Annotated in this window: 14 protein-coding genes and 1 riboswitch; of the genes, 6 read left to right on the forward strand and 8 right to left on the reverse strand. The window is 68.4% G+C overall.

The window, feature by feature from the left end; translation table 11 throughout:
• Positions 1 to 4: 4 nt before the first annotated feature.
• Both AC3IPM_RS02550 and gph read left to right on the forward strand, forming a co-directional pair.
• Positions 5 to 802 (forward strand): class I SAM-dependent methyltransferase, encoded by a 798-nt coding sequence (locus AC3IPM_RS02550; RefSeq protein WP_489302366.1) that lies wholly within the window; start codon positions 5 to 7, stop codon positions 800 to 802.
• A 63-nt stretch (positions 803 to 865) separates the two neighbouring features.
• Positions 866 to 1,516: a phosphoglycolate phosphatase gene (gene gph, locus AC3IPM_RS02555; protein WP_489302367.1), complete on the forward strand. Its 651-nt coding sequence runs from the start codon at positions 866 to 868 to the stop codon at positions 1,514 to 1,516.
• Between the two features lie 256 nt (positions 1,517 to 1,772).
• Here the strand turns inward: gph and btuB are convergent, their stop codons facing one another.
• Positions 1,773 to 3,614 carry a TonB-dependent vitamin B12 receptor gene (btuB, locus tag AC3IPM_RS02560; protein ID WP_489302368.1) on the reverse strand — a complete coding sequence of 614 codons (1,842 nt, stop codon included), beginning with the start codon at positions 3,612 to 3,614 and terminating at the stop codon, positions 1,773 to 1,775.
• A gap of 121 nt (positions 3,615 to 3,735) precedes the next feature.
• A riboswitch (cobalamin riboswitch) is annotated at positions 3,736 to 3,962 on the reverse strand.
• 170 nt (positions 3,963 to 4,132) lie between these two features.
• Between btuB and AC3IPM_RS02565 the strand changes: the two genes are divergently transcribed.
• A complete protein-coding gene (locus AC3IPM_RS02565) occupies positions 4,133 to 4,711 on the forward strand; it encodes a histidine phosphatase family protein (RefSeq protein ID WP_489302369.1) in 579 nt (192 codons plus the stop codon).
• Between the two features lie 46 nt (positions 4,712 to 4,757).
• Here the strand turns inward: AC3IPM_RS02565 and AC3IPM_RS02570 are convergent, their stop codons facing one another.
• Both AC3IPM_RS02570 and AC3IPM_RS02575 read right to left on the reverse strand, forming a co-directional pair.
• Positions 4,758 to 5,132 carry a TfoX/Sxy family protein gene (locus AC3IPM_RS02570; protein ID WP_489302370.1) on the reverse strand — a complete coding sequence of 125 codons (375 nt, stop codon included), beginning with the start codon at positions 5,130 to 5,132 and terminating at the stop codon, positions 4,758 to 4,760.
• On the reverse strand, positions 5,129 to 5,611 hold the full coding sequence (locus AC3IPM_RS02575) for a GAF domain-containing protein (RefSeq protein WP_489302371.1): 483 nt from the start codon (positions 5,609 to 5,611) through the stop codon (positions 5,129 to 5,131). Before AC3IPM_RS02575 ends, AC3IPM_RS02570 begins: the two co-directional genes overlap by 4 nt.
• Before the next feature lie 118 nt (positions 5,612 to 5,729).
• On the opposite strand from AC3IPM_RS02575, the gene bioD reads away from it, so the two are divergent.
• Positions 5,730 to 6,425 (forward strand): dethiobiotin synthase, encoded by a 696-nt coding sequence (gene bioD / locus AC3IPM_RS02580; RefSeq protein WP_489302372.1) that lies wholly within the window; start codon positions 5,730 to 5,732, stop codon positions 6,423 to 6,425.
• Between the two features lie 13 nt (positions 6,426 to 6,438).
• Here the strand turns inward: bioD and AC3IPM_RS02585 are convergent, their stop codons facing one another.
• The 4 genes from AC3IPM_RS02585 to msrB all read right to left on the reverse strand — a co-directional run bounded on the left by AC3IPM_RS02585 (position 6,439) and on the right by msrB (position 11,134).
• Positions 6,439 to 7,866, reverse strand: coding sequence for an aminotransferase-like domain-containing protein (locus tag AC3IPM_RS02585; RefSeq protein WP_489302373.1), 1,428 nt, complete (start codon positions 7,864 to 7,866; stop codon positions 6,439 to 6,441).
• A 196-nt stretch (positions 7,867 to 8,062) separates the two neighbouring features.
• Entirely contained in the window at positions 8,063 to 8,797 is a 735-nt protein-coding gene (msrA, locus tag AC3IPM_RS02590) for a peptide-methionine (S)-S-oxide reductase MsrA (RefSeq protein WP_489302374.1), read from the reverse strand.
• Positions 8,798 to 8,813: 16 nt separating this feature from the next.
• On the reverse strand, positions 8,814 to 10,592 hold the full coding sequence (locus tag AC3IPM_RS02595) for a cytochrome c biogenesis protein DipZ (RefSeq protein WP_489302375.1): 1,779 nt from the start codon (positions 10,590 to 10,592) through the stop codon (positions 8,814 to 8,816).
• Positions 10,593 to 10,627: 35 nt separating this feature from the next.
• The gene (gene msrB, locus AC3IPM_RS02600) at positions 10,628 to 11,134 is read right to left on the reverse strand and encodes a peptide-methionine (R)-S-oxide reductase MsrB (protein ID WP_489302376.1); all 507 of its coding nucleotides are present in this window, start codon (positions 11,132 to 11,134) and stop codon (positions 10,628 to 10,630) included.
• Positions 11,135 to 11,281: 147 nt separating this feature from the next.
• Between msrB and AC3IPM_RS02605 the strand changes: the two genes are divergently transcribed.
• Positions 11,282 to 12,004, forward strand: coding sequence for a response regulator transcription factor (locus tag AC3IPM_RS02605; RefSeq protein WP_489302377.1), 723 nt, complete (start codon positions 11,282 to 11,284; stop codon positions 12,002 to 12,004).
• The gene (locus tag AC3IPM_RS02610) at positions 12,001 to 13,473 is read left to right on the forward strand and encodes a sensor histidine kinase (protein WP_489302378.1); all 1,473 of its coding nucleotides are present in this window, start codon (positions 12,001 to 12,003) and stop codon (positions 13,471 to 13,473) included. Before AC3IPM_RS02605 ends, AC3IPM_RS02610 begins: the two co-directional genes overlap by 4 nt.
• Positions 13,474 to 13,894: 421 nt before the next feature.
• Here AC3IPM_RS02610 and AC3IPM_RS02615 read toward each other — a convergent pair whose 3' ends face one another.
• Complete coding sequence (locus AC3IPM_RS02615; protein ID WP_489302379.1) at positions 13,895 to 14,233, reverse strand: phasin family protein; 339 nt, start codon at positions 14,231 to 14,233, stop codon at positions 13,895 to 13,897.

Raw genomic sequence — 14,233 nt, forward strand, 5'->3', positions numbered from 1 at the left:
CTGCATGGACACGACCACCGAGACCGATCTGATCACCCACAACCGCGCCGCGTGGGACCGCCAGGCCGCCGACGTGCGCGAGTGGTCGCGTCCGGTCAGCGCGGCGCAGGTGGCCGCAGCGCGCCAGGGCGACTGGCAGGTGCACCTGACCCCGACCGCATTGCCGGCCGATTGGCTGGGCGATGTGCGTGGCCTGCGCATCCTGTGCCTGGCCTCGGCCGGTGGCCAGCAGGCGCCGATCCTGGCGGCGGCCGGTGCGCAGGTGACGGTGTTCGATCTGTCCGACGGGCAGTTGGCGCAGGACCGGGCGGTGGCCGCGCGCGACGGTTTGACGCTGCACACGGTGCAGGGCGACATGCGCGACCTGGCGGCGTTCGCCGATGGAAGTTTCGATGTGGCGTTCCATCCGATCTCCAACCACTACGTTCCGGACGTGCGGCCGGTGTGGGCCGAATGCCAGCGCGTGCTGCGCGTGGGCGGACGGTTGATGGCGAGTTTCTACAACCCGGTGCTGTTCGTGGGCGCGCGGGACGCCGCGCTGGATGCACAGGGACTGATCCGGCCGGTGTTCACGATCCCCTATTCGGACCTGACCGATCTGGACGCGGATGCACGCGCGGCGAAGCTGGCACGGGGTGAGGCGTTGACGTTCGGGCACAGTCTGTCCGATCTGATTGCCGGGCAGCTGGCGGCGGGCTTTGTGCTCGATCGTTTTCTGGAGGACTGGCAGCCGCAACCGCGCTTCGTGATCGATCGTTTTGTTCCCACCTTCCTGGCGACGCGGGCGATCAAGCAGGGGTGAGCGGGGTGCTGGAGGCGGGTGGGTACAATGCGGGTTCCCCCGGTTGTTGAAGTGAGTTGCGCCTTGTCGTACCCGTATCCGTTGGTGGTGTTCGATCTGGATGGCACGCTGGTGGACAGCGCGGCCGATATCGCCGAGGCACTGAACCGCACGCTGGAGGACTGGCAGTTGCTGCGCGTGCCGGAGGCGACGGTGCTGACGTGGATCGGCGATGGGGTGCGGCGGTTGGTGGAGCAGGCGTTCACGGCAGCCGGCAGCGATGCGGATCTGGATGCGGTGATGCCCGGTTTCATGCGCCACTACGAGGGCTGTCTGCTGCGCAGTCCGCGCTTGTTCGAGGGCGTAGTGGAGGCGCTGCAGGCTTTGCGCGCACGCGATGTGACGTTGGCGATCTGTACGAACAAGCCGTCGGCGCTGGTGGCGCCGTTGCTGGAGCACTTCGGGATTGCGGGTGTGTTCGCGCTGGTGCTGGGCGGGGATTCGCTGGCCGAGCGCAAACCGAGCGGCGCGCCATTGCGGCATATCGCGGCGGCCTTCGATGTGGCGCTGGGGCAGGCGTTGATGGTCGGAGATTCGATCACCGATTACCGCGCGGCGTTGGACGCAGGGATGCCGGTGGCGCTGGTGCGCTATGGGTATCCGCGTGGGCTGGATCTGGCGGCCGTCGAGGCGGTTGCGGTGATGGATGATCTGCGCGAGCTGTTGGCGCTCTGAACGCTTGCAGGCGTTCAGCGGCGTCATTGCCATGTGCGGTTCGAGCGGGGTGTGGCCCATGCCAGGACACGCCGTGAACCCCTCCATGGGGGCTCGGTCGCGCCATCCATGGCGCTCACGGTCCTGGCATGGGCCACACCCCGCTCGCACCCGATAGTCCTGCATGTGCGGTCAGGCAAGCATATCCACTGCATACCAGATGGCATCTGGTTGATGCGGGATCAGGGGACGGCGGCATGGCCGCCGTCCCGCGCACTCACTTCGGCTGGTAACGCACGCTCAGGCGATACTCGCGGCCGGGCTGGTTGTACCAGGCCACGGTTTCGTAGTTGCGGTCGAACACGTTGCTGACCCGGCCCAGCACGGACCAGTCGCGGCTGATGGCGTATTCCAGGCGCAGGTCGAGGGTGCCGTAGCCGGCCAGTTGGACGCGGTTGGCAGCGTCGTCGTAGCGCTTGCCGGCACCGTTGGCGGTGACGCCGGCGCGGAAGTCGCCGAAGCGGCGGTCGATGTCCAGGCGGGCGGTGTTCTGCGCGCGGCGGGCCAGCCAGTTGTCGAACTGGGCGCTGCCGTTGGTGCGGTTGCGCGGGTCGGTGTGGCTGAGCTGGGCACTGATGTCGAAGCCGGCCAGTGCCATGGTGCCGGTGAGTTCGGCGCCGCGGATGCGGGCCTTTTCCACCTGCGACATCATGAAGGTGGTGGCGTCGTAGGTGATCAGGTCATCGATGCGGGTTTCGTACACGTCCAGGCCCCAGCGCCAGCTGTCGCCCTGCTGGGCGATGCCGAGGTTGGCGCTCTTGGACGTCTCCGGGTCCAGGCCGGGCACGCCGCTCCAGGGGTCGTACAGGTCGCTGAAGGTGGGCGCCTTGAAGGCGGTGCCGTAGCTGGCGTTGAGGCGGAAACCATGGGCCAGCTGCAGGCCCCAGCCGAGGCTGCCGGTGGTGTGGTTGCCGAACTGTTCGTTGTCGTCGTTGCGCACGCTGGCCTGCAGGTGGTGCGCGCCGAAGCGGCCCTGGTACTGGACGAACACGCCGGTGTTGTCGCGGCTGTCGACGAGGTAGCCGGCGCTGCTGCCGTCCAGGTTGTCCTGGCTCCAATCCACGCCGGCGCTGAGCAGCTGGCCTTCGGCCAGGCCGATGTCGGTCTGCACGGAGGCGTTGTTGCGGTGGGTCTGTGCGGCGCCCAGCCAGGTGCTGCCGTTGTAGTTGTCGGACTCGTTGTCGGCGCGGCCGACGTTGACGGTCAGGTTGAAGCGCTCGCTGGGGGTGTAGCGCAGCTTGCCGCCGAGCACCTGCTGCAGGGTCTCGGAGTAATTGTAGTAGCCGTCGTAGTGGTTCTCGCCTTCGGCGCGCAGGGCGGTGCCTTCCACGCTGAGGGTATCGGTGAGGCTGTAGCCACCGCGCAGGCTCATCGACAGGTTGCGGTAGCCGTCGCGGTCGGGCTCGTTGGCACCGCAGCCGGCGAACGGGGAGACCGAACCACGGCAGGCATTGATGCCGTCAGTGTGCTGGTAGGCGATATCGGTGCCGAACCAGCCACGCTCACCGCTGCCACCAAAGCCGCCGCTGGCTTCGCGCAGGCCGTTGCTGCCGGCGCCCAGTTGCAGGTGCGGCGCGAACTGCCCGGCGTTGCGGCGGGTGAAGATCTGGATCACGCCACCGATCGCGTCGGCACCGTACAGACTGGACTGCGGGCCGCGCACGATTTCCACGCGCTCGATCTGCGCCAGCGGCAGGTCCTGGATCATGGCCAGGCCGAGGTCGCCGGTGTTGATGCGCACGCCATCGACCAGCACCAGGGTGTGGGCCGAGTTGGTGCCGCGCAGGAACAGCGAGCTCTGCTTGCCCAGGCCGCCGCTGTTGTTGAGATTGATGCCGGCGCGACCGCGCAGCAGATCCTGCAGCGAGGCGGACTGGCTGCGCTCGATCTCGGCGCGGTCGATCACCTGTGCCGGGGAGATGCTGTCCTGCAGGGCGATGGGGGTGCGCGTGGCGGTGACCAGCACCTGGTCCAGCGCAGTGGCATCGTCCTGTGCGGCGGCCAACAGGGGCAGCGCCGACAGCACGGCCAGGGAAAGAACTTGGATCTGCAGCTTCATCAATGACTCCATGCACCGCGCACGCCCGCGCGGCAGGGGGTGGGTATGGCAGCATCCACGGAGGCATTCGACGGTGGGCGGGCGCACGGCGCCGCTTGCCGCCGCCATGCCCGCCGCATCGCAACCAGTCGTCTTCCAGGCCGGTCTCCGGGCTTGCGTGTGGTGGCCAAGAGCCTCCCACCCGGCGCCTTCCCATGCCGCAGCACAGTGGCGTATTGCCGGGTGTTTCCACGCTTACCGTTGCGGGGGCAGCGCCGGAGTGGCAGCGGGCAGGGCCGCGCTGTGTCACCGGCTTCCCGTTTCAACCTGCCGGCAATGCCGCAGGTCACCTGGAAGTGCGCGCAGTGTAGAGCAAAGCACGCGTGGCCGCGCTGGGGGGGAGCGCGCCGGGCCGAGCGGTTAGAATGCGCCTCGCTTTACGATGTGATCCTGATGAACCCACTGCGGTTGCAGCACCCTTGCCGGCTCGCCCGGAAACACCCGCCGTTGTCAGCGTGGGCACGATCGGCGGTAGACGCATGATCCTGGACCTGATCCGTCATCCCAGCACGGGACGCGACGGGCACCTGGATGGCCTGACCGATCCGCCGTTGGAGGCCGCCTGTGTCGAGGTGCTGTGCGAGCGCTATGCGATGTTGGACTGGCAGCGTGTGTTGAGTTCGCCGCGGCAGCGTGCGTTGCAGTGCGCGCAGGGGTTGGCGGTGCCGCGCGGGCTGGAGGTGGAGGTCGACGCGGAGTGGGAAGAGCTGGACTTCGGCGACTGGGATGGGCAGCCCTTGCAGGCCTTGCCGATGGATCAGCTGTCCGCGTTCCATCTTGACCCGCATGCCAATCCGCCGCCGCATGGCGAAAGCTGGGGCCACTTCGAACGCCGGATCGCGCGCGCGCTGCATCGCCTGCTGGAGGATCCCGAACCCGTACCGACCCTGGTGATCAGCCACGGCGGCCCGCTGCGGATGGTGTTGTCGCAGGTCTGCGGCCTGCCGCTGGCGATGTGCTGGGCACTGCGTATCGACCACGGCACGCGGCTGCAGTTGCGCGTGGAGCGCGAGGGCGATCGTCTGTGGGGTGAACTGCTGGAGTTGGAGCAGGCCTGAGTACGGCGCGAAAGGCCGCCACGCAGGGCGTGGCGCTGCCGTCGGATCAATCCTCGCGCGCTTCCTCGACCTCGAACGGCGGCGCGTCGCCATCGTTGTCGTCATCGCGGCGCTCGGCGGTGCGGTCGTAGACCGGGCCGGAGGCGGGCGGGGCTTTCTTCAGCGGCTTGTCGGCGATGATCGCGTCGTACTCGGCCACCAGTTCCAGCCGGCGTGCTTCCGGCAGTTCCTGCCAATGGCAGTCCTGCAGCGCGCCTTCCAGCGAATACAGCAGATTGAGGCTGGGCTTGAAACCGGCGCGGCGCACTTTGACGAACGCACCCACGGCACCGGCTGCGATGAGGTCCTCGGCCGTGCGCAGGCCCACCTGGCGCAACCAGGCCGCACTCTTGGGGCCGATGTTGCGCAGTTTGGTGCTCATCCCAGCGCCTCGACGAACACCGCGGCGATGGCTTCCAGACCGGCCTGGTCTTCGGCGTCGAAGCGGGCCAGCGACGGGCTGTCCAGGTCGAACACGCCAATCAGCGTATCGCCGTGGACCAGCGGCACCACCAGTTCCGAACGCGAGGCCGCATCGCAGGCGATGTGCCCGGGGAAGGCCTCCACGTCCTCGATGCGCTGGGTGACCCGCTGCGACGCCGCAGCGCCACACACGCCCTTGTGCAGCGGAATGCGCACACAGGCCGGCAGCCCCTGGAACGGGCCAACCACCAGCTCGGTGCCGTCGAAGAAGTAGAAGCCCACCCAATTCAGGTGCGGCAGCGCGTGGTAGACCAGCGCCGACAGGTTGGCGGCATTGGCGATGCGGTCGCGTTCGCCGTGGACCAGCGCGCGGGCCTGGGCCAACAGTTGGCCGTACTGTTCCGGCTTGCTGCCGGTGAGCGTGGAAGTATCGAACATGCCCGCAGTCTAGCAAGCACGGGCGTTGCCTGCGCCGGCCGGCGGGTGGGCGCCCGCAACGGCCCGCAGCCACGCCCGGCTGGGCGGATAATGGCGCGTTTCCGACCCTGGGGCCCACATGTCGCCTTCGCTCTCTTCCACCGCTCTGCTGCCTGCCGCGCTGTATGTCACCGGTACCGATACCGGCATCGGCAAGACCTTCGCCAGCTGCGTGCTGCTACATGCGCTGCGCCAGCGTGGCCGGCGTGCCGTGGGCATGAAGCCGGTCGCCAGTGGCTGCGAGCAGACCGCCGAGGGCCTGCGCAACGAGGATGCCACCGCCCTGCTGGCGGCCAGTGCGCCGCCGCCGGCCTATGCCGACCTCAACCCCTATGCGCTGCCGTTGCCGCTGGCCCCGGAGATCGCCGCGGCCGAGGCCGGGGTGACGCTGTCGCTGGCCCCGATTGAAGCGGCGTTCGCGCGCCTGCGCGCGCAGGCCGATACCGTGGTGGTGGAGGGCGTGGGCGGCTGGCTGGCGCCACTCTCCACCACGCTGGATCAATCCGATCTGGTCCACGCGCTGCAGCTGCCGGTGGTGATGGTGGTGGGCCTGCGGCTGGGCTGCCTCAATCACGCGCGGTTGACCGCTGCCGCGATTGCCGCCAGCGGCGCGCAGTGCATCGGCTGGATCGCCAACGAGGTGGACCCGTTGATGGAACGCCGTGATGAGAACGTTGCGTTGCTGCAGGCGCGGCTGCCGATGCCCTGCTGGGGACGCCTGCCGTTCGCGCCCCACGCCGATGCGGCCGAACTGGCCACGCGGTTGGTGTTCTGATCCGGCGTTCCGACTAGGTGCGCGCAGCGTCCAGCAGCGCGCCCGCCAATCGCCCCACGGTGGCGATGGCGGCGACATAGCGTTCGTCCAGTTCCTGGCAGCACGACAGGCGCAGGCAATGCCGGTAGCGTGCGCCGCGTGAGTACACCTGCCCCGGCATGAACACCACGCCCTCGGCCAGCGCCTGTTCGAACAACAGGCCGGTGTCGATGCCGGTGGGCAGCTCCACCCACAGCAGGAAGCCGCCACTGGGCTGGGTGGCACGTGTGCCGGGCGGAAAATGCTGCGCGATCAGGCTGCGCACGCGGCCCACCTGCTCGCTGTACAGGCGGCGCAGGCCGCGCAGGTGATGTTCGTAGCTGCCGGCCTCCAGGAACGCGCCGACCGCTTCACCGAGCAGGCGCGATTCGGCGCCGGTGGACTGGAATTTCAACAGCTGGATATCGGCGGCAAACCGGCCGCCGTCCAACCAGCCGATGCGGTAATCCGGGGCCAGGGTCTTGGAGAAACTGCTGCAGACCAACACCCAGCCGTCCTCGTCGAAGGATTTCAACAGCGGTGCCGGCGGCTCCTGGTACTGCAGCTCGGCGTACACCGCATCTTCGATCAACGGAATGCGGTAGCGGTTCACCATCGCGGCCAGCCGCTGCTTCGCGGCAATCGGCATCGTGCAACCCAGCGGGTTGTGCACGGTTGGCATCGCCACGATCGCGGCCAGCGCACCTTGTTCCAGCTGCGCGGCAACTGCATCCACGTCCAGTCCCTGGCGCGGGTCGGTGGGCAGTTCGATCGCCTTCAGGCCCAGGCTGCTCAGCAGCGGGTACAGATTGAAGTACGAGGGTGCTTCGATGCCCACTGCATCGCCGGGCGTGGTGACCGCGCGCAGGGCCAGCTGCAGGGCCTCCATTGCGCCATGGGTGAGCACCAGCCGCTCGACGCTGGTATGCAGGCCCATGCGCGGGCCACGCCGCACGATCTGGTCGAGCAGGCGGGTGGCCGCGTTCGGCCGCGCGTAGGTTTCAACCATGCCGGCGCGGCGCAGCACCTGTGCGGTGGTGCGCGCCAGTTTGTCGCCCGGATAGAAACGTCGGCCGCGCGGACCGGCGAAGGCCAGGTCGACGATGTCCGGCTGCTGCTGCGCGGCCAGCACCCGCGCCATCATCACCTGCTGGGTCTGGGTGGTGGCCAGCGACGGGGCCTGGCGCAATGAACGGGTCGGCTCGGGCAGCCGGGGGCTGACCACGAAACCGGCCTTGGGCCGCGGTAGCACCAGCCCGGCGTCCTCCAGTTGCCGGTAGGCGGCGATCACCGTGTTGAGGCTGAGCTGGCGTTGTGCGGCCAGCCCACGCAACGACGGCAACTTGGCACCGGCCGGCAGGCGGCCACTGTGGATCGCATCGGCCATTTCATCGGCCAGGGATTGGTAGAGATTGGCAGCCATCGGCACCGTCCGCAGGAATCTGTATCCATGCGGTGGCCATAGTTCTGGCTCTGTATCCGCTGGTGGGTGCAGCCTAGCATGGCCCTGCCAGCACGTCGGTAGCAACGACGCGCACATCGACAGCTTCCCTCGCGCACGGCAGTGTGGTGTTTGCCGTGCGCGTTTTTTCTTGAAGCCCACCGCTTTCGTAAAACCGTCAACGAGCGGAGAGCGTGGACACCAGGCGCGGCTTGTCGCGGTACAGCGTGGGGAACTGCTGCTTCAACGCCTCCACCTTGGGCAGGTCGTTGATGCGGATGTACAGCGATTCCGGATGCAGGGTGAGGTAGTTCTGGTGATAGCCCTCGGCGGCGAAGAAACGCTTGCCGCCATCGACCTGCGTCACCACCGGTGCAGTGAACGCCTTGGCCCGCTGCAGCTGGGCGATATAGGCCTGGGTGGCATCGCGCTGTGCGGCATCGTCGGCATACACCGCCGAGCGGTACTGCGTGCCGCGGTCCGGGCCCTGGCGGTTGAGCTGGGTCGGGTCGTGCACCACCGAGAAGAACACCTGCATCAACTGCGCGTAGCTGACCTGGCTCGGATCGTAGGTCACCTGCACGGCTTCGGCATGCCCGGTACTGCCACTGCCCACCAAGGGGTAGCTGGCGTTGGCCGCACTGCCGCCGACATAGCCGGACACCGCGTTGTCCACGCCCTTGATGTGCTGGAACACGCCCTGCACGCCCCAGAAGCAGCCGCCGGCGAACACCACCTGGGCCCGCTTGAGGCCCGGTTGTTTCAGGTCGGCCATGCCGCTGGGCGCCGGCACTTTGACCACCGCCGAGGCGGCGTAGGCGGGGCGGTCCAGGCTGACCACCGCGCTGATGGTCAGCGTGGCGATCACCGCCGCGATGCTGGCGGCGACCAGTTTGTCCATTGCGATCTTCATGGGGGGCCTCCTGGGCTCAACCGAAGGTGAAGGCGTAGGCATGCACGCCCGGATCGAGGAACTCGATCTCGAAGGTCCGTTCGCGCACGTCGCCGGATTGGCGGATCAACTGGTACAGACGGTTCTCGGTGACCTGGCCGCTGCCATCGGCAGACACATCGCCACCGGCGGCCGCGCCGGGCGGCTGGCCATCGATACGCACGCGGAAGCGCACCGGCTTGGCCGGATCGTGCGGGGCCAGTACCAGGTGCAGGTCGCGCGCATGGAAGCGGAACGCGATGCGGCCGCCGGCCTGCTCCAGCTGCGCGTCCTCCTCGCCCACCGTCCAGCGCCCGCCCAAGGCCCACTGGTTGTGCTGCAGGGTGGCCGGCACGGTGTAGTCGGTGGCACGTCCGGCCTGCTGGCCGCCCGGCGAGGCGAAGTTCTCGGCGCGCGCATGGCCCACGTAGGTCTCCGGCGACTTCAGGTTGCTCATGTCGGCCTGGCGCTCCACGCCTTCGCGACTGGCGCTCATCGCCATTGCCATGGCCGGCGCATCGTCGCCGGGCAAGGTGTTGCCGGCTTCGCGCAGCAGCTGGCGGAGGATCTGCTCGGACTGCGCGTAGTTGCCCTCACCAAAGTGGTGCGCGCGGATCTGGCCCTTGGCATCGATGAAGTAATGCGCCGGCCAGTAGCGGTTGTTGAAACCGCGCCAGATCGCAAAATCGTTGTCGATCGCCACCGGGTAGCTGACCTGCAGGTCCTTGACCGCCTTCTGCACGTTGCCCAGGTTGCGCTCGAAGGCGAACTCCGGGGCATGCACGCCGATCACCACCAGGCCGTGGTCGCGGTAGCGTTCGGCCCACTCGCGCACATAGGGCAGGGCACGCAGGCAGTTGATGCAGGAGTACGTCCAGAAGTCGACCAGCACCACCTTGCCGCGCAGCGATTCGGCGCTCAGCGGTGGGCTGTTGAGCCAGCCGGTGGCACCGGCCAGCGAGGGCAGCGTGCCTTCCACCGGCAGGGTGGCGCCGGCCTTGTCGCCCGCGGCCATCATCATCATCGCGCCGCCCGCCGCGGGTTGCTGCGAGGGCAGCTTGTCCAGCAGGCCCTGTTCGAGCCGTGCCGTGCTCACCGTGGACAACCGGGTCAGCACGCCGGTATCCCAGCCCATCGCAATGGCCACCACCGCCAGCAGCGCGGCCACGCCCAGCCCGCGACGCACCCACTCGCCCACGCCCAGGCGCTGCTTCAGCGCGGCGAACACCCGCCCACCGATCCAGATGGCCAGGCCCAGCGAGGTAGCCGCGCCCAGCGCATAGGCCAGCAGCAACCCGCTGGTGCCGACACTGGCGCCCTGCAGCGCCGCGCCGGTCAGGATCAGGCCCAGGATCGGGCCCGCGCACGGTGCCCACAACAGGCCGGTGGCCACGCCGATCAGCAGCGAGGTACCCACCCCGCCGCGGCCGGCATCGGTGGCGGCATCGGCCGACGCGCTCAACCGCGCGCCCAGCCGCTGGAACGGCGACAGCAACCGGTTGGCCAGCGACGGCCACAGCAAGGCGACCGCGAACAGCGCCATCACCACCAGCGCGATCCAGCGCCCGATCTGGTTGGCCTGCGCCACCCACTGGCTGCCGACCGCGGCCAGGCTGGCGACCACCGCGAACATCAGCGCCATGCCGATCAACAGCGGCAGGCCGCTGCGCAGGAACGGGCGATCCGAGCGGGCGAACACGAATGGCAGCACCGGCAGGATGCACGGGCTGAGGATGGTGAGCACGCCGCCCAGGTAGGCGAGGATGAGCAGGAACATGACAAGGTCCTTCTGAAAAGCAGGGGAGGCGGCGCTCAGGCCGCGGCGAATTGCATGGCCACGCCGTTCATGCAGTAGCGCAGGCCGGTTGGGCGTGGGCCGTCGTCGAAGACGTGGCCGAGATGGCCACCGCAGCGGCGGCAATGCACCTCGACGCGCAGCATGCCCAGGGTCGAATCGCGGTCTTCATCGACCGCACCGTGCAGCGGTGCCCAGAAGCTGGGCCAGCCGGTGCCGCTGTCGAACTTGGTGGACGAGGAGAACAACGGCAGCGCGCAGCCGGCACAGGCGAAGGTGCCGCGGCGGTGTTCGCTGTTGAGCGGGCTGCTGAACGGCCGCTCGGTAGCTTGCCGGCGCAGCACGCTGTACTGGGCCGGGCTGAGTTGTTCGCGCCATTGCGCATCGCTGCGCATGACCTCGAACTGGCGGGTGGGGGCGGCCGGCGCGGCCGGGGCCGGGCCGCTGCACGCGGTCAGGCCGAACAGGCCGGCGGCGGCCGCCATGCCGCCCATACCAAGCACGTTGCGACGGGTGTAGCGCATGGCTGTTCTCCGAAGCTGGGGACGATGGGGGCATGCTGCGCCCGGCCCGGTCAACGAATCCTCACGCAGGGTTAAATTTTCCGTGACACATTCCAGGCCCGTTCCGCCGACAATGCGGCCATCCCCCTTGCCGGTGTTTCCGCCGCGATGAGCAGCGCCAAGCGTGTCCTGATCGTCGAAGACGATGTCCACATCGCCAACCTGCTGCGCATGCACCTGCGCGATGAAGGCTACGACGTCACCCATGCCGCCACCGGCGATGAGGGCCTGCGCCTGCTCGAAGGCAGTCCGTGGAGCGCGTTGGTGCTGGACCTGATGCTGCCCGGCGTGGATGGCCTGGAAATCTGCAAGCGCGCCCGTGCGATGACCCGCTACACCCCGATCATCATCACCAGTGCGCGGGCCAGTGAAGTGCACCGCATCCTCGGGCTGGAACTGGGCGCCGACGACTACCTGGCCAAACCGTTCTCGATGCTGGAACTGGTGGCACGGGTGAAGGCGCTGCTGCGCCGCGTGGAAGCGATGGCGCAGAACGCGCGTATCGATGCCGGTGAGCTGGACGTGGCCGGTATCCGCATCGACCCGGTCGCACGCACCGCGCAGCTGGAAGGGCGCGCGCTGGAGCTCACCCCGCGCGAGTTCGACCTGCTGTACTTCTTCGCGCGCCACCCCGGCCAGGTGTATTCGCGCATGGACCTGCTCAACCAGGTCTGGGGCTACCAGCACGACGGCTACGAACACACCGTCAACACCCACATCAACCGGCTGCGCAACAAGATCGAACGCGACCCGGCCGCGCCGCTGCGCATCCAGACGGTATGGGGACGCGGCTACAAGCTGGTCGATGACCAGGAAGGGGCGGGCGCGTGATCCGGCTGACTCTTTCCCAGCGCCTGTCGGTGGTGTTCTGCGCGCTGCTGCTGGTGTGCTGTGGCGCGTTGGTCTGGATCCAGATGCGCAGCACCACCGTGCACGAGCAGGAAACCGTGCAGCGCCTCTCGCGCGGGCTGGCCGAGCACATCGCGCGCAGCGGCGAGTTGATGGATGGGCGCGGCATGCGCAACGGCGAAGTGCGCGCGCTGTTCGGCAAGCTGATGGCGGTCAATCCCAGTGTCGAGGTCTATCTGCTCGACGATGAAGGCCGCATCCTCGGCCACGATGCGCCAAGCGGCCACCTCAAGCGCGATCGCGTCGATCTGGCCCCGGTGCGCGCGCTGCTGCGCAACGACCCGCTGCCGATCCTGGGCGACGACCCGCGCAGCAGCACCGGGCGCAAGGTCTTCAATGCCGCACCGCTGTGGGTGCAGGGCCGCCAGGCCGGCTACATCTACGTGGTGCTGGTGGGCGAACAGCGCGAGGCGCTGGCGGCCAATATCGCGGCCAACTCGACCCTGCGCACCACGCTGTGGTCGCTGGCGATCGTGGCCGCGGTCGGGCTGCTCGCCGGCGTGGTCGCGTTCCGCTGGGTGACCCGCCCACTGCGCCAGCTGACCCGGCGCATCCAGTCCTTCGACGTGGAGGCCGACAGCCCGGCGGTGCCGTTGCCGCCCACCCCGCTGCGCCCCGGCGAGCGCGACGAACTGACCATCCTGCAGCACAGTTTCGGGCACATGGCCCAGCGCATTGGCGACCAGTGGCAGCAGCTGCGCCAGCAGGACCTGCAGCGCCGCGAGCTGGTGGCCAACATCTCCCACGACCTGCGCACGCCGCTGTCGTCGCTGCACGGTTACCTGGAAACGCTGGCGCTCAAAGACGCCACGTTGAGTGCGGAGGATCGCCAGCGCTACCTGGCCATCGCGCTGTCGCAGAGCAACAAGGTGGGCGCGCTGGCGCAGGCCTTGTTCGAGCTGGCCAGGCTGGAGCATGGCGGGGTGCAGCTGGACCTGCAGGCGTTCTCGCTGCCGGACCTGGTCCAGGACGTGTTCCAGAAATTCGAGCTGGCCGCGCAGGCCCGCCGCCAGCAGTTGAGTGCGGTGATTCCCCCCGGTCTGCCGCCGGTACGTGCTGACCTGGGGCTGATCGAGCGGGTGCTGACCAATCTGCTCGACAACGCCATCCGGCATACGCCTGAAGGCGGCCGCATCGAGGTGGTGCTGCGCGCGGAAGGCGATGAGGTGCAGGTGAGCATCGCCGACAGCGGTCCGGGCATCCCGGCCGAGCGCCGTGCCACGTTGTTCAGTACGCCCCCGGCGCTGGGCAGCCAGCGCCCGGACAGCGGCGGCCTGGGCCTGTTGATCGTGCACCGCATCCTGCAGCTGCATCAGCGCGAGATCCGCCTGTTGGACAGCCGCGAAGGCGCGCTGTTCGTGTTCTCGCTGCCGCTCAATAAGAAACGGTAGAGCCGGCCGCTGGCCGGCTGGCCGCGCGACGCGCGGCATCCAACGAAGGCGCGTTCAAGGTTCTTCTCCCTCTGCGGGAGAAGTCCACGGCGTATTTTTGCCGTGTAAGGCCTCGCGGTGCCGATGGTGGGGGCGCGGGTCCCGATGCCCCTGCCGGCGAATGTCCCCCGGCGCCGGCCTGCGGCCGTCACCTCCTCCTTTACTTCGCCCGCAAGGGCATCGGGACCCGCGTACCGAAAACACCGGCGCCTCTTTGCAAGCGCTCGCCTCAGACCCCGAACGAAACCGCCGCTGTTGTTCTGAGAGTGAGGCGCCCCTGCAAGGGAAGAAGAGACAAAAAAAGACCCGACAGAGGGAGGGTTCTGTCGGGTCTGGGATTGCGTGGGGGGAGGGACCCACGCAAATTCGATGTCGATGGGGTTCAGCGCTTGGCTGCACCTGTTGGCGCCTGGCGGACCAGTTCACCGAATGCCTCGGAAGCCTTCAGGCCCAGCCCGACCACTTCCTGGCTGGCGCTGGCCCAACGGGCCAGGTTGTCGCGGGCCAGTTGCGCGCCCTTCGGCAACAGCGTGCCCGGTTCCTGTGACTGCACCATTTCACCGAAGAACCCGCTGGTCGCGGTGATGTTCTTCTCCAGCGTCTTCACCTGCACGCCGAACATGCTCTCGGCATTTTCCAGCGCGAGCCGGTTGGCACGCGTGGCCGTGGCGGCCAGCTGGCGGGTGTAGTCGCTGAAGGAATCGGTGAACGCGGAGGCCAT

This window comes from Stenotrophomonas sp. GL_111 (genome assembly GCF_057835245.1).